This window comes from Agreia sp. Leaf210 (assembly GCF_001421485.1).
In the GTDB taxonomy this organism is placed as follows: domain Bacteria; phylum Actinomycetota; class Actinomycetes; order Actinomycetales; family Microbacteriaceae; genus Agreia.
In genome coordinates, this window is the sequence record NZ_LMKK01000001.1 from 255323 (window position 1) to 275770 (window position 20448).

Genomic DNA, 20448 nt, shown 5'->3' on the forward strand with positions numbered 1-20448 from the left:
CGAACCACCCAGCAGACTTTCAGCCCAGTACAGTGGGCATATGACCGCCCGTCGAGCCGCCGCCACACGCGCGACCATCAACGATGTGGCCGCTGTCGCGGGCGTCTCGCGCGGCACCGTGTCTCGGGTGCTGAACTCTGAGGCGTACGTCTCGGAGGCCGCGCGTTCCGCCGTGACCGACGCCATCTCGAAGGTGGGCTACGTTCGCAACAGCGCGGCGCGCAACCTGGCCACGCGGCAGTCTCACGCGGTGGGCCTCGTCGTGCACGAACCTCACTCGCTCTTTCTCGAAGACCCCAACATCGGCAGCATCCTGCTGGGCATCAACTCCGCCCTGTCCGACGCCGACTATCAGCTCGTCTCGCTCGTCATCGACTCCGAACGCGACAGTCATAGGGTGGCCGAGTACCTCAGCGGCGGGTTCGTCGACGGAGTGATCATCGTGTCGGCGCGCGCCCACGATCCGATAGCAAAGGTGGTCGCCGAGCTCGGTATCGCGGCAGCCTTCGTGGGTCATCCCGTCGACATCGAAGGCATCCCCTACGTGGGCATCGACAACTTCAGCGCCGCCAAGGCGATCACGACACGGCTCAAGGAGACCGGTCGACGTCGAATCGGCATGATCGCCGCGGGCCTCGACCGCGACTCCGGACAGGACCGCATGGCGGGCTTCCGCGCCGCGATGGGCGACGCCTTCGACCCCGAGCTGGTGATCACGACGCCGCTGTACGCACACGCGAGCGGCATCGACGGCATGCGCCTGCTGCTCGACCGTGCGCCCGACATCGACGGCGTCTTCGCTGCGTCAGACGCCATGGCGGCCGGTGTGCTCGATGTCCTCCGTGAGGTCGGCCGGTCTGTTCCTGCCGACGTGGGCGTCGTGGGATTCGACGACAGCGCCTGGGCGACCCGGGCACAGCCCCCGCTCTCGACGGTTCACCAGCCGGCAGGGCAACTCGGTCGACGGGCGGCCGAAAGCGTGCTGGCTCAGCTCAGGGGCGAGACGGTGGATACCGCGGGCACGTTCCTCGAGACGGCCATCGTCTGGCGCGACTCGGCCTGAGACACGGCCTCCGAGGCTCACGATCGGTCGAGGAACTCCGCCAGCGTCTGAGGGTCGTGCCCTGTCAGAGTTCGGATGTCATCGGTGATGCGCTCCTGTTCGCCGTCAGCCATCGCCGTATACGTCGACACCCAGGCGTCGACCTGCCACGATGGCGCGCTATAGCCGGCACGAGACTCGTAGGCCTCGGGCAGCGTCTCGTCGCGGAAGGTGATCGAGCGCCCCGTCTTCTGGGTGATGATTCGGGCGACCTCGTCGAGGCTCAGCGCCTCGCGGCCTGTCAGCTCGTAGACGGCGCCGCTGTGCGCCGTCGGATCGCTCAGCACCGCGAGTGCGGCATCGGCCAGGTCTGCCCTGCTGACGGCCGAGACACGACCACTGCCGGCGGGCCCGCGGATCACGCCGTCCTCTCCGGGCAGGAGGGCGAAGAAGTCCATGTAGAAGTTGTTGCGCAGAAACGTGAAGCTCATTCCGGAGTCTCGGATGTGCTGCTCTGTCGCGAAGTGATCGCGCGCGAGCGTGAACACAGCCTCGGGGTGCGCGCCGAAGAACGACGTGTACACGATGTGCCGAACGCCGGCCGCTGCGGCGGCATCGATGAACGAGCGGTGCTCGTCGACGCGGTCCGCACTCTCCGAGGCGGACACCATGAACAGCGTCTGCACCCCCTCGAGAGCGGCCCGACTCGCCTCGCCGTCGCGATAACTCGCCTGGCGCACCCGCGCGCCCGCGAGCTGAGGCGCGCGGCTGGCGTCTCGCACCACCAGCGTCTGCGCCTCTCCGCGCTCTGCGATGGCCGTCGCCACTCGTCCGCCGAGATGACCTGTCGATCCGGTGACAGCGATCGCCGGGACACTGTCCGTACGGGACTCTGCAATGCTCATGTCTTCACGCTACCGTTTCTCTTTCTTCCACCCGGCCTCGCCCTCGACCGCCATCCCGTCTAGTGCGAGCAGGCCCAGCACGCCTTCCGTCGCCCCCATCGACATGCCGGTGCGCCGGGCCACATCGCTCGTCGTGCGGGCCGATCGAGCGCTCAGCGCATCGAGCACACGCACGTGGTCGGGCGGTGGTCTGTCGAATGCCGCGTCGAGGCCGATATCGAGTTCCGGCTGCGCCGCACCATCGGCCATGCCCGACGCGAGCTCCAGCACCTCGTCGACGCTCGTGACGCACACCGCATCGAATTCTCTGATCAGACGATGGCACCCCGCCGACGACGGAGACGTGACCGGACCGGGAACCGCGCCGAGGGGCCGCCCGACGGATGCCGCGTGCGCCGCGGTATTGAGCGAGCCCGAACGGCGGCCGGCCTCGACGACGACGGTCGCGACACTCGCCGCTGCTATCAATCGATTGCGTTGCAGAAAGCGCCATTTGGTCGGCGGCGAACCGCAGGGCAACTCGGAGACGACGGCACCGACGGTGGCGATGCGCCCCAGCAGGGCATCGTGGCCGCTGGGGTAGAAGCGATCGACACCGCCGGCGAGGAACGCGACCGTGAGCCCGCCGCTCGCGAGCACAGACCGATGCACCATGCCGTCGATGCCGTAGGCGGCGCCCGACACCACAGAAACTCCCCTGTCGCTCAGACCAGCTCCGAGTTCCATCGCCATGTGCTCTCCGTAACCCGTGGCCGCCCGCGCACCGACCAGGGCGACCGACGACGGGAGCGAATCCAAGGCTGCATCGACACCCCGCACCCAGAGTGCGATCGGGCCGTGCACGCCGAGGTCGTCGACCGCGGAGGGCCAGCTCCTGTCTGACGGAAGAAGAAGTCGGGCCGACACCCTCGCGGCTTGTCTAAGCGCGGTAATGACCGCGCTCGAGACCAGACGCGGCCGCCAGCGCTCGAAGGCGAGCGCGAGATCATGCGCGGCGACCGGGTCGGCCCCCGTGCTGGCGGCTTCGGCCGTGACTCGATCGACGGTCCATGAATCGACGAGAGAAGTGAGGGCAGCCACCGCGCCCAACGACGACACGAGCGCACCCGCGACGGAATCGCCCGGCTCGGCGATGCCCGTCCAGGATGCTCTGGCGAAGATCTCGGCCGCAAGCGCCTCGTCGACCTCCGTGTCCGCGCCAGACGACACGGCGGAGGCGAGGCCCATGACCTGACGCGAGTCCAACCCGAACACGCTCACGACTGCAACGACTTCCGCAAGTACAGGGCTCGCCCGACGTGTTCCGCCGTCGGAGACTCGACAGAGTCGAGATCGGCGACGGTCCATGCCAGGCGCAGCACCCGGTCGTATCCGCGCATGGTGAGTCCTCCTCGTTCGAGCGCCCGGTCGAGCGACGCTGTGGTGGCGCGATGCAGCCGACGCGGTCCCGTGCGAAGCCAGGAGCCGGGAACCTGCGAGTTCACCCTCCACGGCGTCTTCGCGAGCCGCTCCGCCGACCGAGCCCGCGCCGCGATGACGGTCGCCCGCGCCGTAGACGTATCGAGTCGCTCGGCACCGTCGGCCATGCGCAGTTCTGCCGCGGTGATGCGCTGGACACGCAACTGGATGTCGATGCGGTCCATCAGAGGCCCCGAGATCCGACCGAGATATCGCCGACGGGCGTTCGGGGTGCAGGTGCACTCGGAGTCGCGGGCGCCGTACTGGCCGCACGGACACGGATTCGCCGCGAGCACCAGCTGGAACGTCGCCGGAAACGAGGCGACCGCGTTCGCTCGATGGATGCTGATGACGCCCGTCTCGATCGGCTGTCTCAGCGCGTCGAGCACCGAGGAGTTGAACTCAGGAGCCTCGTCGATGAAGAGCACGCCATGAGAAGCGCGGGCGGCAGCTCCCGGTCTGATCTGTCGCGAGCCGCCACCCACCAGCGCAGCCGCGGTCGCCGTGTGGTGCGGGCTCTCGAGCGGCGGGCGTGTGATGAGCTGCGAGCCGACGACCTCGCCGCTGAGCGAGCGAAGCGAACTGACCTCGAGCGATTCGAGGGCACCGAGATCGGGAAGCAACCCAGGTAATCTGGCCGCCAACATGGTCTTGCCCGCGCCGGGTGGGCCGAGCATGAAGAGATGGTGACCGCCGGCAGCGGCGACCACGAGGGCCTGAGTCGCGTCGCGATTGCCGACCACATCGGCCAGTTCGAGCACCGGGGTCTCGGTGGCGCTCTCTCTCGCGAGCAGGATCGGGTCGACGGGCTGAGGCTGGAGGGTACTGCCGTGATAGATCGCCGCGTCACGGACGGAGGCGACGGGAATGACCGTGATGCCGGGCACGAGGGCCGCTTCATCGGCGTTGCCAGTGGGCACCATGAATCGGGTGAACCCCAATCGCGCAGCAGCGGCCACCGCGGGGAGGATGCCGCTCGTCGGCCTCAACCGGCCGTCGAGCCCCAGCTCGCCGAGGTGCACCACCCGGCCGATCGATTCGGCGCTGATGCTGCGTGCGGCCGCCAGCAGCGCCATCGCGATGGCGAGGTCGAAGACCGGGCCGAACTTCGGCAGTGCGGCGGGCGAGAGGTTCACGGTGATGCGCCTCGCTGGCAAGGGACAGCCTGCGTTGCTCGTGGCGTGCCGCACCCTCTCGCGCGCGTTCGACAGCGCCGTATCGGGCAACCCGATGATGGTGAACGACGGAAGGCCGGGAGTGATGTCGGCCTCGACCTCGACCATCTGGCCGGTCAACCCCAGCAGCGCCACCGCCGTCGTGGTACCGATCATCGGAAGACCCCGCGGAGGTGCTCGACGACGGGCATGCCGCCGTCTCGGATGAGCACCGACACCGCATCGATGCGGATGACGCCTGGTCGTGCGCCTTTCTGTGCGTCGCACCACGCGGAGGCGAGCCGGCGCAACCGTGCCAGCTTCGCGTCGGTGATCGCCTCGAAGGGGTGCCCGAACGCCGTCGACGATCGCGTCTTGACCTCGACGAACACAGTGTCGCGCCCGTCTACGCCGACGAGATCGATCTCTCCGTGCTCACACCGCCAGTTGCGTTCGAGAACGTCGAAGCCCTGGTCTACGAGGTAGCTCGCCGCCACGTCTTCGCCCCGGCGACCCAGGGCATCTTTTGCTTTCATTCGCGCCTCCGCCATCGAGGATGGCAGCGCGAGAACTGCGGCAGAGGTCACACCGAGAGAACGGGCGAAACCCACTCTCCACAGGCACAACCGAGGAGAAGACGCCTACTCGTCGAGCGCGAGTTCCTTCGGAAGCTCGAAGTCCTTCGTCGACAGCTCTTCGACGTTGACGTCTTTGAAGGTCAGCACGCGCACGCTCTTGACGAAGCGGTCGGAGCGGTAGACATCCCACACCCACACGTCGTTCATCACGAGCTCGAAGTAGAAGTCGTGCTCGGTGTCGCGGCGAACCAATTCGACGTCGTTGGCCAGATAGAACCGGCGCTCGGTCTCGATCACGTACTTGAACTGCGAGACCACATCGCGGTATTCGCGGTAGAGGGCCAGTTCGACTTCGCGGTCGTAGTCCTCGATCTCATCATCTTCCATGGTGCGCCCAGTCTACGGCGTCGAAACGAGGGCGGATTCCTTCAGCCAGCTGCGGCGATGGAAGTCGCTGGCTCCGTGGCTGGCGATTGCCTCCATGTGCACGGTGCTTCCGTAGCCCTTGTTGCTGTTCCAGCCGTAGTGAGGCGTGTCGACATGGCGGTCGATCATCAGACGGTCGCGGTGCACCTTGGCCACGACGGATGCCGCTGCGACCGACGCACAGTCACGGTCGGCTTTCACCCGGGTGACGACGTTCAGAGGCGTGGAGAGGGCGGGGGCCAGCCAATCGTGGGAGCCGTCGAGCAGAATGACGGAACCGGCGACATCCACCCCGCGGCCATAGAGCAGGCCGAGCCCGCGCTTCGCGGCGAGTCCGAGGCACGCGATGATGCCGAGTTCGTCGACCTCCTGCGGGCTCGCGAGCCCGACGGCGCTGTCGAGCGCCCACTCCGCCGCAAGCGGGGCGATGCGCTCGCGCGCCGACTCGGAGAGCATCTTCGAGTCACGCAGGCCCGCGGGAATGGGCGCACGCCTGCTGGCGCGGATCACGCAGAGGCCCACGGCGACAGGGCCGGCGAGCGCTCCCCTGCCGACCTCATCGATTCCGATGACGAGGCTCGCGCCACGGCGCTCCAGGCCGCGTTCGACCGTGAGGGTCGGGTCGGAGACGGCTATTTCGATCCCTCGCTCTCGACGCCCGCGAACACATCCGAGTAGTTGTCGAGGAATGTCCAGCGATCGGTCGGCCAGGTGATCCACAGAGCACGACCCACGACGTTGTCGATCGGCACGAAGCCCTTGCCGGGCTGATCCTGGTTGAACCGCGAATCCTTTGAGTTGTAGCGGTTGTCTCCCATGACCCACAGAGAGCCCTCGGGCACGGTCACGTCGAAGGCGACTCCGGAGGCGGCCGTCTGCCCGTCGGGCAGCTTGATGTAGGGCTCGTCGAGTGGAACACCGTTGACCGACATCTGCCCGAGCGCGTTGCAGCACGTGACGTGGTCACCGGGCAGGCCGATGACCCGCTTGATCAGATGGTCGTTGGCGTCACTCGCGGTGAGTCCCACCGTCTCGAGTACCCAGTCGAGGGCCGCGGCGACCGGCGCCTTCTCGGGTTCGATCGTGGCCGGCAGCCAGCCGCCCGGATCGGCGAAGACGACGACGTCGCCGCGCTCGATCGGCATGAGGTTCGGCTCGAGTTGGTTCACCAGAATGCGATCGTTGATCTGAAGCGTGTTCTCCATCGACCCCGAGGGGATGTAGAACGACCGCACGAGGAAGGTCTTGATCAGCACCGAGGCCAGAACGGCCACGAGGAAGATGATGAGGATGTCGCGGAGGAACAGCAGCGTGCTGCGCTGTCTGCGCGAATTCTTGTGCCGGCGTGACGTACGCGATGGCATGGTCGTTTCTGTCATTTAACCGCCTGAGCTCCCTGCCATTTTATGGGCAGGGAGCTCAGGGATGTGAATCGGAGGACCGACGGCGTTTCGGCTGTCAGACGATTCGAAGGCGAGAGTTACGCGTCGCGCTTCTCTTTGATCTTGGCCTTCTTGCCGCGAAGGGCACGCAGGTAGTACAGCTTCGCGCGACGAACGTCACCGCGGGTGACGACCTCGATGTGGTCGATGACCGGCGAGTGCACCGGGAAGGTACGCTCGACGCCGACCTGGAAGCTGACCTTGCGCACGCAGAACGTCTCGCGGACGCCCTCGCCGGAGCGGCCGATGACGACGCCCTGGAAGACCTGGATACGCGAGCGCGTACCTTCAACGATGTTGACGTGCACCTTGACGTTGTCGCCGGCACGGAATTCGGGAATGTCGCTACGCAGCGATGCCGCGTCGACGAAATCGAGAATGTGGCTCATGATGATGATTCGCTCTCTGCAACCGCCACAGGTCGACTACGGGGTAAAAGAAGTGTGAGTTTCGGTGCCATCGTTTATCGCAGACTCCCCTGTGGCAGAGTCGGGCCGAGGCACAATCGTTTATTCTGCCACACGCGGCGCCCGCGCCACAATCAATGAGTGTCGCGGCTCGTCTCGATGACGATGTACTCGCCGTCGTTCCGGATGCCCGCGGGCACCTCATTCGGTCGGAATCCGGCACCGGGGGTGGTCGGCGGCACCTCGAACGACGCGAATGCATCCTGCACGCGCTTGCGCGCCTCGACGAAGAACTGCCACACGGAGGCCCAGAACCCTCCGATGACCGCCACGATCAGAACAACGGATGCGATCGTCGATGCGGCCGTATTGAGGCCGAGGGTGATCGCTGCGGCCGAGATCACGGTGAGAACGGCCACGTCGATCCACGAGACGAGTTTGGATGCGCGAACGCCCGGCCGCGCGTAGACGATGCCGGCGATGGCGGCGAGCGCTACGAACAGCACGATGCCGGCGAGGAGAACCCCCAGGGTCTCCCAGGCGCCGCCACCGAAGATGGCGCTGCCGACGAGCAGCCACGCGGGGAGAAGGACCGCTGCAGGGAACAGAACCGAATAGAAAGCCCGACGAATCATCACCTCTTCAGGCTAGGCGCGGCAGCTCGGGAATTGGCTGGGATGATGTGCGCCTCGGGCGAACACGAGAGCGGGCAGAATAGACACATGATCGAGTTGCGCACGCCCACAGAAATCGACGAGATGCGGGCGGCGGGGCGCTTCGTCGCCGACGTGCTCACCGAACTGAAATCGCGTGCCGCCGTCGGCATGAACCTGCTGAAGCTCGATGCGATCGCACATGAGATGATCCGGTCTCGTGGAGCCGAGTCGTGCTACATCGACTACCACCCGTCGTTCGGCGCCAGCCCCTTCGGCAAGGTGCTGTGCACGTCGGTCAACGACGCCGTGCTGCACGGCCTCCCCCACGACTACGTCCTGCGCGATGGCGACCTGCTCAGTCTCGACTTCGCGGCATCGGTCGACGGATGGGTCTCCGACTCAGCGGTGTCGATCGTGGTCGGCACGCCCCGCGCGGAAGACCTCCGCGTCATCGAGACGACGGAGCGCGCTCTGGAGGCCGGCATCGCGGCGGCTCGTCCGGGAGGACGACTCGGCGACATCTCTGCGGCGATCGGCCAGGTCGCGGCCGAGGCCGGATACCTCGTGAACACCGACTTCGGCGGACACGGGGTGGGCCGCACCATGCACGGCGACCCCCACGTTCCGAACAGCGGCCGCCCGAACCGTGGGCTCCCGCTACGCGCGGGCCTCGTCATCGCGATCGAGCCATGGTTCCTCGAGACGACCGACAAGATCGTCACCGACAAAGATGGCTGGACCCTGCGCAGCGCCGACGGTTCTCGGGGCGCGCACTCGGAGCACACCGTGGCGATCACCGAGGACGGCCCGCTGATCCTGACCGCGCGTTCTTAACCGGTCGCTCCGCGTTCAGTCGACCAGTTCGAACGCGGACAGTCCCCCGGAGTAGGCCTTCGGCAGCGGCCGCGCGAACTCGTCTCGCCTCGACGTGGAGTAGCCGAGTGTGACGAGCGACTCCACGAGCTTGGTGGCGACGCTCACCCCGTCGATGACGGGAACGCCGACCTCGCTCGAGATGTAGCTGCACAGCTCGGCCATCCCGGCGCATCCGAGCACGATCGAGTCGGCGTCGTCTCGCTCGACCGTCTGCCGGCACCGTTCGATGATCACCTGCGCCGCTTTGGTCGACGGGTCGTCGAGCGCCAGAACGGGGATGTCGCAGGCGTAGACGCCCACGCATCGATCGGCGAAGCCGTAGTGCCTCACCAGATCCTGTGCGCGCCCCACCGTTCGCGAGAGCGAGGTGACCACGCTGAAGCTCCGACCGAGGAGGGTGGCCGCGTGCATCGCCGCCTCGGCGATTCCGACGACCGGGCCGCCCGCGAGCTCGCGAGCGGCATCCAGCCCCGGGTCGCCGAAGCAGGCGATGACGTACCCGTCAGAGCCCGCCCGCTCGCCCTCCGCGATCTTTTGAAGCAGACCGGGAACCGACAGCGTTTCGTCGTAGTGGCTCTCGATCGATGCCGGGCCCATCGAGGGGTTCACGGCGCTGATACGCGTTCCGGGGCCGGCCACCCCCCGGGCGCACGATCCGATCATGTCGGTCATGGCCCGGGTGGTGTTCGGGTTGATCACGGTGATGTGCACGAGGGCGTATCCATTCGGTGGTGCGGCGAGTGGGATTACTGGATGACCGAGGCGGTCTCGTGCTCCTCGGCCGCCTGCATGCTGCGAGCGGCCTGAGGACTGATCTTCTCCGCCAGCCAGTAGACGACGAGTCCGATTCCGCAGCCGATGAACCAGGCGTACGACGCCGCGCCCTGAAGAGCGGGAACGAAGACGGTGCTGGCCGCGAGGACCGCTCCGACCGCCGTCGCGATGACCGCGTTCGGGTTGAAGCCCTTCTTGTACCAGTAGCGCCCCTTCTCGCTCATCGAGTAGAGGTCGTCGACATAGACCGTCTGCTTGCGCACGATGTAGAAGTCGCAGATCAGCACGCCGAACAGCGGGCCGATGAAGGCGCCCAACGTGTCGAGCGTGTAGTGGATGATCTCCGGGCTCGAGTAGAGGTTCCAGGGCGTGATCAGAATGCTACCGACCGCGGCGATCATGCCGCCCATGCGCCACGAGATCTTCTGCGGTGCGACGTTCGAGAAGTCGAAGGCCGGCGACACGAAGTTGGCCACGATGTTGATTCCCACCGTCGCGATGGCGAAGGTGAGCGCGCCGAGGATGATCGCGTAGACGTTGTCGATGCGGGCGACAGTCTCGATGGGGTCGGTGATGAGCGTGCCGAAGACGGGCACGGTGGCCGAGGCGCAGATCACGACGAGAAGAGAGAAGACGAGGAAGTTCAGGGGCAGACCGAGGAGGTTTCCACGCTTGACGGCCTTGTACGACTTGCCGTAGCGCGAGAAGTCGCCGAAGTTCAGCATCGGGCCCGAGAAGTACGACACGACGAGCGCGATCGCGCCGAGCATGACAGGCACCGCGTCCCAGCCCTCGAACTGCACCGAACCGAGGTTCAGGTCGATGTTCTCCCAGCCCGCCTGCGACACGAGGTACACGGCGAGGATGATCATCACGACGTAGACGGCCGGCCCGCAGAAGTCGATGAACTTGCGGATGGACTCCATACCCCGCCAGAACACGAAGGCCTGCGCGACCCAGAGGATGAGGAAGGCGATCCAGCCGAGCAACGACAGTCCTGCGAAACCGACAGTGTCGGCATCCGCGATGCCCGCGAGCTCGGGCCAGAGCTTCAGGGCGACGACGACGAGCGCCGCCGAGGCCAGATAGGTCTGGATGCCGTACCAGGCCACCGCGATCAGGCCGCGGATGATCGCGGGGATGTTGGCGCCGAGGACGCCGAACACCGTTCGCGAGATGACCGGATAGGGAACCCCCGACTGCTGGCTGGGTTTCGCGACGAGGTTGCACAGGAAGTAGACGATCGTGATGCCCACCAGCAGAGAGACGAGCACCTGCCAACTGGCGAGCCCCAGCGCGAACAGGCTGCCCGCGGTGACGTAGCCGCCGACGCTGTGCACGTCGGACATCCAGAATGCGAAGAAGTTGTAGGCGCTCCAGGTCTGCTTCTTGAGCGGCGCGAGATCCTCGTTGCTGAGGCGCGGGTCGTGGAACGCTTCGACGACGCCGCTGCCCGTGGGCAGTCCGGCGGCTTCGAGCACGTCGCCGGGCTTCTGGCCAGGGGGGTTGATGACCTCGGTCATGGATTTCTCCGGTTTCTCATCGGTGGTGCGACAGTGTGGTTGGAGGGTGGTGAGCGGTGGATGATCCGAGTCGATCCACGTTCCCTAACCGGCAGCTCCCCAGGGCTCCGTCAGTGCTCATAAAGCTATTGCTTAACACGCTCCGCACGATTTCGTGCCTGTTACAGGCATGTGACAATTGACGGGTGGCGAACGTGCTCGAGTCCGGAGACGAGGCGGCTCAGGGCGCGAACGAGTCCCTCGGTCGAAGACTTCGCGAACTCCGCACCCAATCCGGCCTCTCGCTTCGAGCGCTCGCTCGGTCGCTCGACATCTCGGCGAGCGCCGTGTCGCAGATCGAGACCGGCGTGATGGTTCCCTCGGTGAACCGCCTGATCGCCATCGTGACCGCGCTGGGTGTTCCCCTGTCGGCGGCGTTCGAAGCTCCGGGAGCGGAATCGGCGGCAGCATCCACCACCGCCGCCACAACGCTCGGCGACCGTCTCGCCGGCATCGCCGATGAGCCGGTCGAGGGCGACGGCTATGTCATCTCACGCGCCGGACGCGTGCCCGACATGAAGCTCGAGTCGGGCGTCGTCTATCGCAGGCTCTCCCCCGGTCCAGTGCCCGGCCTCGAGATCTTCGAGTCCACCTACCCAGCAGGGTCGACGGGCAGTGCCCACGGCGACCTCATCCGGCATGACGGGTTCGAGATCGGCAGCATCACCTCGGGCACCCTCACGATCACGTTCGAGGGCGAAGATGTGACCCTCTCGGCCGGAGACTCGATCACGTTTCCCGCGACGAGGCCGCATCGCCTCAGCAACCGGTCAGGCGAGCCCTGCGTCGCTGTCTGGCTGATCGTCCACTCGTAGAAGATCGGGACGAACCCGCGCGGTGCGTTCGAGCTGCTGCTCGCGACGCCACTCGGCGATCACGCGATGATTGCCGCTGAGCAGCACTGGCGGAACGGCGCGGCCTCGCCATTCGGCCGGCTTCGTGTAACTCGGGTATTCAAGAAGGCCGTCTTCGTGCGACTCCTCGACCAGACTCTCGGGGTTACCGACGACTCCCGGAATGAGCCTGCCGATCGCCTCGATCATTGCCATGACGGCGACCTCGCCGCCGTTCAGCACGTAGTCGCCGAGGCTCACCAACCGCACCTCGGCCTTCTCGGCCGTGTCGTCGAACACGCGCTGATCGATGCCCTCGTACCGCCCGCATCCGAAGACCAGGTGCTCGCGAGTCGACAGCTCGCGCGCCATCTTCTGGGTGAACACCTCGCCTGCCGGCGAGGGAAAGATGACCAGCGGGGCCGCGGATGCGGTGGGCTCGGCATCGAGGATCGCGTCGAGCGCCTCGCCCCACGGCTCGGGCTTCATGACCATTCCCGCGCCGCCGCCGAAGGGGGTGTCGTCGACCTTGCGATGCCGGTCGTGAGTGTGGTCGCGCAGATCGTGCACCCCGAGTTCGATGAGCCCGGACTGGCGCGCCTTACCGAGCAGAGAGATGTCGAGTGCGTCGAAGAAGCTCGGAAAGATCGAGACGATGTCGATGCGCATCCTGAAAGCCTAGCTGCGGCCGCCGCCCCGGTCGCGCAGTGCACACTCGATGAAACGGGCGGAGACGAGAGCATCCGAGCCTCTATATGGTTCGGTTGAGCTGTTCTCCGCCCAGTGCGATGCCGCCGAGTCCGGCACGCCGGTGCCGCCCTGCCCACATGTGCTCGCGTCGTGCGACGAGGGATCGAATGACCTCCTCTATGAGCGCCCATTGGTTCATGACCTGCGCGTAGCTCACGCGAACGACGACGAAGCCTTGACGTAGAAGCTCGAGATCACGACGCCTGTCCTCTGCGTAGGCGAGCGGTCCTGAGTGCCAGGCTTCGCCGTCGACCTCGAGGACCACCCGATCGCCGATAAGGAGATCGACGCGCCCCACGCCCTCCACGAAGACCTGGCTGCGATAGGGGATTCCGTGCCGCCTCAAGCCCAGACGCGCCTTTGTCTCCAACCCCGACTGCGCCGCTGAATCAACAAGCGATAGGAACGAACGAAACTTCTCGGGCAGAATCGAAGCGATCTCTTCGAGTCGTTCGTGGCTCAGAATTCTCTTGTTGAGGATCGAATCGAGACTCACGATCACTTTGTCGCGGGGTTCGCAGTGAAAGAGATGGATGACCGCCATCTCTACCGAATCGACGGAGCGGCCCGTTTCGAGTGCCTCAGATCCAGCGACCGTGCGATGTATTTGAACGCCGCGACTTCCAGGCCTGCCAAGCGGCATGCGGCGGTCGTGCGGGGCGGAGAGATGCGTTGTGTGTTTGCCCACGCGAACATGCAGGAGCCGGTCATCGTCGCACCAAACTCCGAGTCGCCGCAGTACGGATTGGCAGGTGAGCACGCCGCCGACCCGAACAGCTTGCACGATCTCCGCGTTCGCCGCCGGCGACGCCACCCAGCCTTGTCTGACCCGCAGAAGTGCACCAGAGCGCAGCTCGCGGTCGACCTCTCGGCGTGGAACGCCGCGGGTCTGCAGATAACTCAGAGATGCGACTCCGCCAGCCGAACCGAGGATGGTTTCGAGACTCGTCATACGACGATCGTGCCCGGCGCGACAAGCTCGCTGGGGAGCGTCGACAGATCTGTGGAAAACAAAGAACGGGCGGAGATCAGTACATCCGACTCGCTATGCGCGTCGGATGACGTAATCTCCGCCCGTTCGGGTGAAGCTGCTACTCGGCCGGTGTGTCCTCCGGCGACGTCTCCTCGGTGGGAGTCTCGTCGTCCTCGGACTCCGGGAGCTCTTCGAGGAGGCCCGGAGGCGGCGTGATGGTCATCGTTCCGGCCACGATGTCGACGGCTGGCACGATTGCCTTGACGAACGGAACCAGCACCTCGCCGGATGCCTGCTCGATGACCAGGAGGTCTTGAGCTGGCATGTGATTGACCTGGCGCACGACGCCGATCTTCTCGCCGTCGCGGATCACGTCGAGTCCGACGAGCTGGTGGTCGAACCAGGCGTCTTCTTCGGCTGACTGCTCATCCGAGTCCTGATCGATCCAGAGGATCGCCTTGACCAGGCCTTCGGCGGCTGTTCGGTCGGGCACGCCCTTGAAGAATCCGACGGCATGGCTGTTGAACCACTTGAGCTCGATGAGTTCGAGGGTCTTGCCGTGCCACGGAGACGATGTAGGAACCTGGAGGGTGAACACCGCGCCCGGCACGAAGCGTCGTGCGGGGTCGTCGGTGAAGAGTTCCAGCTTGATCGCCCCCTTGAGCCCGTGGGCTTTCAGGAGGCGACCAACCCGGAGTTGCTGCGTCTCGTTCTTAGAAATCGGTATCCACCACGTCTACACGAACGCGCTTGCCATCAGCGAGCGCGGCGACGAGTGTGCGGAGAGCCTTGGCCGTGCGACCCGCACGACCGATCACGCGTCCGAGGTCGTCGGGATGCACGCGCACCTCGAGAACCTCTCCGCGCGGTGAGCTCTTCGCAACGACATGCACGTCGGCAGGTTTGTCGACGATGCCCTTGACCAGGTGCTCGAGAGCAGGAGCGAGCAAGGCTAGGCCTTCTCTGCTTCAGCCTCGGGAGCCTCGTCGGCAGCCGGTGCCTCTTCGGCGGGAGCGGCAGGAGCCTCGACCTTGACCTCGGCCTTGGGCTTCAAAACCGGCTTCTTCTTCTCGTCTGCGACGAACGGCTCCTTGGGCTCCTTGACGCGCACGGTCGAGACCGCGTCCTTGTCGCCCTTGAACTTGCCCCAGTCGCCCGTGAGCTTGAGGAGAGCGGCGACCTGCTCGGTCGGCTGAGCGCCGACGCCGAGCCAGTAGAGCGCACGCTCGGACTCGATCTTGATGACCGAGGGCTCTTCGGTGGGGTGGTACTGGCCGATCTCCTCGATGACACGACCGTCGCGCTTGGTGCGCGAGTCGGCAACGACGATGCGGTAGTACGGTGCACGGATCTTGCCCATGCGCTTCAAACGGATCTTTACAGCCACAATTCTTCCTAGGTTTTTCTCTCGGCCCTGGTGGGCCTAAATGTGGGTGAACTGGCAGCCGTGAGCGTGGGGTGCACACTCGGCGTAAAAAGTTCTCGAGGGTTCTGCCGCAACCTGATTAGAGGGTCGGGCGGGCAGACTCGACAGATCATTCTGTCAGATATTCGACCGGCGCGCGTAATTCAGAAGCACGTTCCATCGAGTCTGTCAGGATGAGGCGATTCGCTGCTATCGATCGGAGCCGCTCATGGAGATCTCGTTCGCTCATTCCGAACGCTCGACCCTCGGCATCGAGTGGGAGATCGCACTCGTCGAGCAGAGCTCGGGCGACCTGGTCAATGTCGCCGGCGACGTGCTGCAGTCTCTTCGCGGAGCCGACGGCGAAGACCACCCCCGCATCACCGAAGAGCTCCTTCTGAACACCGTCGAACTCGTCACCGCGGTGCACACCCGGGTGTCGGATGCCGTGGACGACCTCCAGGAGCAGCTCTCCGAGGTGCGCGCCATCACCGATCCCCTCGACGTCGAGCTCATGTGCGCGGGAACGCACCCGTTCGCCCAGTGGTTCGACCAGCAGATCACCGACAAGGAGCGGTATCACAAGCTGATCGACCGCACCCAGTGGTGGGGCCGCAACATGATGATCTGGGGCATCCACGTGCACGTCGGTGTCGAGAGCCGCGACAAGGTGCTGCCCCTGTTGAACGGTCTCCTCAACTACTACCCGCATCTGCAAGCACTCTCTGCCTCGAGCCCGTTCTGGGCGGGCGAGAAGACGGGCTACGCGTCGAACCGCGCGCTCATGTTCCAGCAGCTCCCGACAGCAGGCCTCCCCTACCAATTCGACGAGTGGTCCCAGTACGAGTCGTACGTCGACGATATGAAGGTCACGGGCATCGTCGACGACCACACCGAGGTGCGCTGGGACATCCGGCCTTCACCGCAGTGGGGAACACTCGAGATGCGCGCCTGCGACGGCCTCTCGAGCCCGGAGGAGATCGGCGCGGTCGCGGCGTTCATCCAGTGCCTCGTCGAGCACATGTCAGATCGGCTCGACGCGGGCGAGACCCTGCCGACGCTTCAGCCCTGGTACGTGCGCGAGAACAAGTGGCGCGCTGCGCGCTACGGTCTCGACGCCGAGATCATCGTGGATGCGCGGGGCGCCGAGAAATTGGTCACCGACGACGTGCGAGAACTGCTGGTCACCCTCGCGCCGATCGCCGAGCGGCTCGACTGCGTCGCCGAACTCGCCCAGGTGAACCTGATCCTCGAGCACGGTGCCAGCTACCAGCGCCAGCTTCGTGTCGCGGAGGAGAACGGCGGCAGCCTCAAGGCCGTGGTCGCCTCGCTTACTCGCGAACTGCGCCACGGCCTCGGGCACACCGGCTAGGCGTTCTTCTCGTCGCGCCAGGCCAGCAGATCCTTGACCGGGCCGAGGTCGATCGACGGGCCCGTGATTCCGAGGGTGAACAGCGTGACGCCCACCTCGGCCTTCTCGTCGAGAACCGCGGCGTCGGCCGAGCCGAAGGCACCGGTGAGCTTCACATCGTTCGAGATCTCGATCTCCGAGACGTCGCGGCCGACATCCGACGCGTGTCCGCGCAGAACCTCGAGCTTGTGCTGCAGAGTCGGCACGTCGGAGAAGCTGTGCCAGATCGTCGCGTGCTTCGCGACGAGCTTGAGCGTCTTCTTCTCGCCACCACCGCCGATCAGTACGGGGATCTTGCGGGTGGGAGCCGGGTTGAGTACACCCCACCGCGCCTCAATGCGCGGCATGGCCTCGCCCAGCGCATCCAGTCTCTGCCCGACCGTGCCGAACTCGTAGCCGTACTCGTCGTAGTCTCGCTCGAACCAGCCCGAGCCGATACCGAAGACGAGCCGACCCTCGGCGCCCGGGGTCTTGGCGCTGATGTGGTCCACGGTGCGGGCCATGTCGGCGAGCAGGTCGGGGTTCCGATAGCTGTTACACGTGACGAGGGGGCCGAACTCGATGGTCGAGGTCTGCTCGGCCCAGGCGGCGAGCATGCTCCAGCCCTCGAAGTGCAGGCCCGCGGGGTCTCCCGACAGCGGGTAGAAGTGATCCCAGTTGAAGGCGATATCGACGCCGAGTTCCTCGAGCTGACGAAGAGTGTCACGGATCGTCGTGTAGTCGGAGTGCTGGGGTGCGATCTGAATGCCGATGCGCACGGGGCGCGAAGAGTGTGTCGTCATGATGCGAGCCTACTTATCACGCCTGTTCGAGAACTCACCTTGCGGCATCCGGCATCTCACCTCACAATGAACAGGTGAAGTCGATAGAGCCGAAGTCTGCGAACATGCGCCCTCAGCGGCCGCGTCGCAACATCGCCTCCCGGTTTCTCCCTCCTGCCGCGCTGCTCTTCGTCGGCGCACTGGCGGTTGCCACGTCCCTTCCGGCCGCAGCATTCGGGCCCGGCTCGTCGTTCGGACTCACCGGGGCCACGGGCGGTCCGCAGTCACAGGATCAGCTGCTCTCGGTCGATGGCTCGGCCGCCGACGCCAGCGTTCTGCGCGACGGCTACACCGTGAACACCCCCACGCCCACACCCACCCCGACGCCTGTGGTCAAGGCCGCCCCCGCGTCGACGGGAGGAAGCCCGGGAGGATGGGGCTGCCAGCGAGACGCCCCCGCCGAGACGACGCGCCTCACCTGGCCATACGACCATCCCGTCAAGATCGGCGACGGATTCGGTCCACGCGCCGAGGGTATGCACGACGGCATCGACATGCTCGCCGGAGACGGCACGCCCATCCAGGCGATCGGCGACGGCGTCGTCACCGCGTCGGGCTACAACGGCTCAGCGGGCAATTACGTGGCGATCGCCACCATGGTCGGCGGACAGCGCCTCTGCAGCATGTACATGCACTTCCAAGACGGATCCGTGACCGTCACCGTGGGGCAGGAGGTCACGGCCGGCACCGTGATCGGGCTCACCGGCGACACCGGCAACGCCAGTGTCGAGCACCTGCACTTCGAGCTGTTCTTCGCCGACGGTATCCGCTTCGACGCGATCCCCTACCTCACGGCGAACGCGAGCTACTGAGCCCGCCTCCTCCAAGAGGCTCGGAGGACCACGGAACGCCGCTAGCGACCCAAAAACTTCTGCAGCGAGGCCAGCTCTTCTTCGCTCGGAGCGCCCGGTGCCGACTTGCCCTTGCCGAGCCCCAGGCCGAAGCCCGAGCCGCCCGCCGTGACGGGCGCGGCATCCGGTTTGATGCCGGCGGCGCGCGCCGCATCTTCGGCCGCACGCTTCGCCGGGTTGCCCGACTTCGAGCCCTTCTTCTTAGCGACCTGCTTGCGTCCGCCGTGGGCGCCGGGAACCGGGCCCATTCCGGGGATGTTCGGCATGCCGCCCTTGGCCACGGTCTTCATCATCTTCGCGGCCTGCTCGAATCGCTGCACGAGCTGGTTCACGTCGGTGACCGTCATGCCGGATCCCTTGGCGATGCGCACGCGGCGCGAGCCGTTGAGCAGCTTGGAGTTCTGCCGCTCGGCCTTGGTCATCGACTGGATGATCGCCTCGGTGCGCACGATCTCGCGCTCGTCGAAGTTCTCGAGCTGCTGCTTCATGCCGCCCATGCCGGGCAGCATGCCCATCATCTTCTTGATGGAGCCCGCGCCGCGGAGCTGCTGCATCTGCGACAGGAAGTCCTCGAGCGTGAAGGTGTCGGTGGCGAACTTCTCGGCCATCTTCATGGCCTCACCCTCGTCGAAGGCCGACTGGGCCTGCTCGATGAGGGTCAGGATGTCACCGAGGTCGAGGATGCGGCTCGCCATACGGTCGGGGTAGAAGGGCTCGAAGTCGTCGAGCGACTCGCCCGTCGACGCGAAGATGATCGGTCGACCGGTGACGGAGGCTACCGAGAGGGCTGCTCCACCGCGGGCGTCGCCGTCGAGCTTGGTCAGCACGACACCCGTGAAGTCGACACCGTCTTGGAAGGCCTTGGCCGTCGCGACCGCGTCTTGACCGATCATGGCGTCGATGACGAAGAGCACCTCGTCGGGATCGACGGCCTTGCGGATGTCTGAGGCCTGCTTCATCATGTCGGCGTCGACACCGAGGCGACCTGCCGTGTCGACGATGACCACGTCGTACTGCTTGTCGATGGCGAACTTGATGGAGTCTTTCGCGACCTTCACGGGGTTTCCCGTGCCGTTGCCGGGCTCGGGAGCGAAGACGGCGACTCCGGCCTGTCCGGCCACGACCTGCAGCTGGTTGACGGCGTTGGGGCGCTGAAGATCGGCGGCGACCAGCAGCGGCGTGTGGTTGTCTTTGGCCAGCCACTTGGCGAGCTTGCCCGCGAGCGTCGTCTTACCGGCGCCCTGTAGACCGGCGAGCATGATCACTGTCGGCGGCTTCTTCGCGAACTGGATGCGGCGGGCCTCGCCGCCGAGGATCGCCACGAGTTCTTCGTTGACGATCTGCACGACCTGCTGCGCCGGGTTGAGCGCCTTGTTGACCTCGTCGCCCAGCGCGCGCTCGCGCACCTTGCCGGTGAAGTCCTTGACCACCTCGAGCGCGACGTCGGCGTCGAGCAGGGCGCGGCGGATCTCGCGCACGGTCGCGTCGACATCCGCGGGGCTCAGCTTGCCCTTGGTGCGAAGGTTCTTGAAGGTCTCTGCGAGCCGGTCAGACAGGTTTCCGAAAGTAGCCATGGTTCGACAAGTTTACCTGGCCGCCGACGCCGCAGGTCGAAGGACCGTGCCGACGAGCCCGCTGAACGACACACGCGACGGATCGTTAGCCTAACTAATGAGCTAGGCTAAAGATATGACTCCTCCCCTCTCGCTGCCCGCCCTCAGCTCCGAGCTGCGCGGGGTCACGATGCACCTCTCCCGCAGACTCCGCAACGAGCGGGCCGATATCGACCTCGGCGACTCCCAGTTCAGCGTGCTGGCGTACCTCGTGCGCACCGGGGCGCACACGCCGAACGAGCTGAGCGCGTGGGAGCACGTCACTCCCCCATCGATGAACCGCACGATCAACGCGCTCGAGACCGCCGGCCTGGTGGCTCGAACACCGGATGCGTCGGACGGCCGCAAGGTGTTCGTCACGGCCACAGAGAACGGCTTCGCGGTCGTGAAGGAGACGAGGCGCAAGCGCGACGCGTGGCTGCACTCGAGGCTCTCGGCACTCACGGCCGAGGAACGACGAACACTCGAGGAGGCGACGGTCATTCTGAGAACGATGGTTGCTCGGTGAGCG

At 65.9% G+C, this 20448-nt stretch carries 24 protein-coding genes; 6 read left to right on the plus strand and 18 right to left on the minus strand.

The features are described 5' to 3' along the window. Positions 1–40 precede the first annotated feature (40 nt). Positions 41–1063 (plus strand): LacI family DNA-binding transcriptional regulator, encoded by a 1023-nt coding sequence (locus ASE64_RS01200; protein ID WP_055774787.1) that lies wholly within the window; start codon positions 41–43, stop codon positions 1061–1063. Positions 1064–1080: 17 nt separating this feature from the next. On the opposite strand, the gene ASE64_RS01205 is transcribed toward ASE64_RS01200, so the two are convergent. The 9 genes from ASE64_RS01205 to ASE64_RS01245 all read right to left on the minus strand — a co-directional run bounded on the left by ASE64_RS01205 (position 1081) and on the right by ASE64_RS01245 (position 8050). Next, positions 1081–1947, minus strand: coding sequence for an SDR family oxidoreductase (locus ASE64_RS01205; protein ID WP_055774790.1), 867 nt, complete (start codon positions 1945–1947; stop codon positions 1081–1083). A 9-nt stretch (positions 1948–1956) separates the two neighbouring features. Then, complete coding sequence (gene dprA / locus ASE64_RS01210; RefSeq protein WP_055777242.1) at positions 1957–3174, minus strand: DNA-processing protein DprA; 1218 nt, start codon at positions 3172–3174, stop codon at positions 1957–1959. A gap of 29 nt (positions 3175–3203) precedes the next feature. Beyond that, the gene (locus ASE64_RS01215) at positions 3204–4736 is read right to left on the minus strand and encodes a YifB family Mg chelatase-like AAA ATPase (protein ID WP_055774793.1); all 1533 of its coding nucleotides are present in this window, start codon (positions 4734–4736) and stop codon (positions 3204–3206) included. After that, complete coding sequence (locus ASE64_RS01220; RefSeq protein ID WP_055777245.1) at positions 4733–5095, minus strand: YraN family protein; 363 nt, start codon at positions 5093–5095, stop codon at positions 4733–4735. The genes ASE64_RS01215 and ASE64_RS01220 overlap by 4 nt, the downstream gene beginning before the upstream one ends. 105 nt (positions 5096–5200) lie before the next feature. Beyond that, positions 5201–5524: a DUF2469 family protein gene (locus ASE64_RS01225; protein ID WP_044442048.1), complete on the minus strand. Its 324-nt coding sequence runs from the start codon at positions 5522–5524 to the stop codon at positions 5201–5203. Positions 5525–5536: 12 nt separating this feature from the next. Then, positions 5537–6283 (minus strand): ribonuclease HII, encoded by a 747-nt coding sequence (locus ASE64_RS01230; RefSeq protein WP_326938932.1) that lies wholly within the window; start codon positions 6281–6283, stop codon positions 5537–5539. Then, positions 6196–6942: a signal peptidase I gene (lepB, locus tag ASE64_RS01235; protein WP_055774796.1), complete on the minus strand. Its 747-nt coding sequence runs from the start codon at positions 6940–6942 to the stop codon at positions 6196–6198. The genes ASE64_RS01230 and lepB overlap by 88 nt, the downstream gene beginning before the upstream one ends. 101 nt (positions 6943–7043) lie before the next feature. Next, positions 7044–7394, minus strand: a complete 351-nt coding sequence (gene rplS, locus ASE64_RS01240; RefSeq protein ID WP_044442052.1) for a 50S ribosomal protein L19 — start codon at positions 7392–7394, stop codon at positions 7044–7046. Between the two features lie 152 nt (positions 7395–7546). Then, complete coding sequence (locus ASE64_RS01245) at positions 7547–8050, minus strand: hypothetical protein (protein ID WP_146077598.1); 504 nt, start codon at positions 8048–8050, stop codon at positions 7547–7549. Positions 8051–8134: 84 nt separating this feature from the next. Between ASE64_RS01245 and map the strand changes: the two genes are divergently transcribed. Then, entirely contained in the window at positions 8135–8902 is a 768-nt protein-coding gene (gene map, locus ASE64_RS01250) for a type I methionyl aminopeptidase (RefSeq protein ID WP_055774801.1), read from the plus strand. A 15-nt stretch (positions 8903–8917) separates the two neighbouring features. Here the strand turns inward: map and ASE64_RS01255 are convergent, their stop codons facing one another. Together ASE64_RS01255 and ASE64_RS01260 are read right to left on the minus strand one after the other, a co-directional pair. Beyond that, positions 8918–9655: an aspartate/glutamate racemase family protein gene (locus ASE64_RS01255; RefSeq protein ID WP_055774805.1), complete on the minus strand. Its 738-nt coding sequence runs from the start codon at positions 9653–9655 to the stop codon at positions 8918–8920. A 35-nt stretch (positions 9656–9690) separates the two neighbouring features. Beyond that, the gene (locus tag ASE64_RS01260) at positions 9691–11241 is read right to left on the minus strand and encodes an NCS1 family nucleobase:cation symporter-1 (RefSeq protein WP_055774809.1); all 1551 of its coding nucleotides are present in this window, start codon (positions 11239–11241) and stop codon (positions 9691–9693) included. 185 nt (positions 11242–11426) lie between these two features. Between ASE64_RS01260 and ASE64_RS01265 the strand changes: the two genes are divergently transcribed. Then, entirely contained in the window at positions 11427–12095 is a 669-nt protein-coding gene (locus ASE64_RS01265) for a helix-turn-helix domain-containing protein (protein WP_055774811.1), read from the plus strand. On the opposite strand, the gene trmD is transcribed toward ASE64_RS01265, so the two are convergent. From trmD to rpsP, 5 genes are all read right to left on the minus strand, one after another. Next, positions 12051–12782 carry a tRNA (guanosine(37)-N1)-methyltransferase TrmD gene (gene trmD / locus ASE64_RS01270; protein ID WP_055774814.1) on the minus strand — a complete coding sequence of 244 codons (732 nt, stop codon included), beginning with the start codon at positions 12780–12782 and terminating at the stop codon, positions 12051–12053. The two genes, ASE64_RS01265 and trmD, sit on opposite strands and share 45 nt — an antisense overlap. Positions 12783–12864: 82 nt before the next feature. Further along, a complete protein-coding gene (locus ASE64_RS01275) occupies positions 12865–13677 on the minus strand; it encodes an endonuclease domain-containing protein (RefSeq protein WP_162234531.1) in 813 nt (270 codons plus the stop codon). Positions 13678–13954: 277 nt separating this feature from the next. Next, positions 13955–14563 (minus strand): ribosome maturation factor RimM, encoded by a 609-nt coding sequence (rimM, locus tag ASE64_RS01280; protein WP_055774820.1) that lies wholly within the window; start codon positions 14561–14563, stop codon positions 13955–13957. After that, positions 14550–14786 (minus strand): RNA-binding protein, encoded by a 237-nt coding sequence (locus ASE64_RS01285; protein WP_044442063.1) that lies wholly within the window; start codon positions 14784–14786, stop codon positions 14550–14552. Before ASE64_RS01285 ends, rimM begins: the two co-directional genes overlap by 14 nt. Positions 14787–14788: 2 nt before the next feature. Then, positions 14789–15223, minus strand: a complete 435-nt coding sequence (gene rpsP / locus ASE64_RS01290) for a 30S ribosomal protein S16 (RefSeq protein ID WP_044442064.1) — start codon at positions 15221–15223, stop codon at positions 14789–14791. A 247-nt stretch (positions 15224–15470) separates the two neighbouring features. Between rpsP and ASE64_RS01295 the strand changes: the two genes are divergently transcribed. Continuing rightward, on the plus strand, positions 15471–16613 hold the full coding sequence (locus ASE64_RS01295) for a glutamate--cysteine ligase (protein ID WP_055774823.1): 1143 nt from the start codon (positions 15471–15473) through the stop codon (positions 16611–16613). On the opposite strand, the gene ASE64_RS01300 is transcribed toward ASE64_RS01295, so the two are convergent. Continuing rightward, the gene (locus ASE64_RS01300) at positions 16610–17434 is read right to left on the minus strand and encodes an LLM class F420-dependent oxidoreductase (protein ID WP_055774824.1); all 825 of its coding nucleotides are present in this window, start codon (positions 17432–17434) and stop codon (positions 16610–16612) included. The genes ASE64_RS01295 and ASE64_RS01300 overlap by 4 nt on opposite strands. A 104-nt stretch (positions 17435–17538) precedes the next feature. On the opposite strand from ASE64_RS01300, the gene ASE64_RS01305 reads away from it, so the two are divergent. Next, positions 17539–18285: a M23 family metallopeptidase gene (locus ASE64_RS01305; protein ID WP_156351587.1), complete on the plus strand. Its 747-nt coding sequence runs from the start codon at positions 17539–17541 to the stop codon at positions 18283–18285. A gap of 41 nt (positions 18286–18326) precedes the next feature. Here the strand turns inward: ASE64_RS01305 and ffh are convergent, their stop codons facing one another. Further along, positions 18327–19898 (minus strand): signal recognition particle protein, encoded by a 1572-nt coding sequence (ffh, locus tag ASE64_RS01310; protein WP_055774830.1) that lies wholly within the window; start codon positions 19896–19898, stop codon positions 18327–18329. 115 nt (positions 19899–20013) lie between these two features. Here ffh and ASE64_RS01315 point away from each other — a divergent pair, with 115 nt between their 5' ends. Beyond that, complete coding sequence (locus ASE64_RS01315) at positions 20014–20445, plus strand: MarR family winged helix-turn-helix transcriptional regulator (protein WP_055774833.1); 432 nt, start codon at positions 20014–20016, stop codon at positions 20443–20445. Positions 20446–20448: the final 3 nt, after the last annotated feature.

Coding starts and splice junctions, on each gene's coding strand:
- ASE64_RS01200 (WP_055774787.1), top strand. CDS start 41: ATGACCGCCCGTCGAGCCGCCGCCACACGCGCGACCATCAACGATGTG.
- ASE64_RS01205 (WP_055774790.1), bottom strand. CDS start 1,947: ATGAGCATTGCAGAGTCCCGTACGGACAGTGTCCCGGCGATCGCTGTC.
- dprA (WP_055777242.1), bottom strand. CDS start 3,174: ATGGGCCTCGCCTCCGCCGTGTCGTCTGGCGCGGACACGGAGGTCGAC.
- ASE64_RS01215 (WP_055774793.1), bottom strand. CDS start 4,736: ATGATCGGTACCACGACGGCGGTGGCGCTGCTGGGGTTGACCGGCCAG.
- ASE64_RS01220 (WP_055777245.1), bottom strand. CDS start 5,095: ATGAAAGCAAAAGATGCCCTGGGTCGCCGGGGCGAAGACGTGGCGGCG.
- ASE64_RS01225 (WP_044442048.1), bottom strand. CDS start 5,524: ATGGAAGATGATGAGATCGAGGACTACGACCGCGAAGTCGAACTGGCC.
- lepB (WP_055774796.1), bottom strand. CDS start 6,942: ATGACAGAAACGACCATGCCATCGCGTACGTCACGCCGGCACAAGAAT.
- rplS (WP_044442052.1), bottom strand. CDS start 7,394: ATGAGCCACATTCTCGATTTCGTCGACGCGGCATCGCTGCGTAGCGAC.
- map (WP_055774801.1), top strand. CDS start 8,135: ATGATCGAGTTGCGCACGCCCACAGAAATCGACGAGATGCGGGCGGCG.
- ASE64_RS01260 (WP_055774809.1), bottom strand. CDS start 11,241: ATGACCGAGGTCATCAACCCCCCTGGCCAGAAGCCCGGCGACGTGCTC.
- trmD (WP_055774814.1), bottom strand. CDS start 12,782: ATGCGCATCGACATCGTCTCGATCTTTCCGAGCTTCTTCGACGCACTC.
- ASE64_RS01295 (WP_055774823.1), top strand. CDS start 15,471: ATGGAGATCTCGTTCGCTCATTCCGAACGCTCGACCCTCGGCATCGAG.
- ASE64_RS01300 (WP_055774824.1), bottom strand. CDS start 17,434: ATGACGACACACTCTTCGCGCCCCGTGCGCATCGGCATTCAGATCGCA.
- ASE64_RS01305 (WP_156351587.1), top strand. CDS start 17,539: ATGCGCCCTCAGCGGCCGCGTCGCAACATCGCCTCCCGGTTTCTCCCT.
- ffh (WP_055774830.1), bottom strand. CDS start 19,898: ATGGCTACTTTCGGAAACCTGTCTGACCGGCTCGCAGAGACCTTCAAG.
- ASE64_RS01315 (WP_055774833.1), top strand. CDS start 20,014: ATGACTCCTCCCCTCTCGCTGCCCGCCCTCAGCTCCGAGCTGCGCGGG.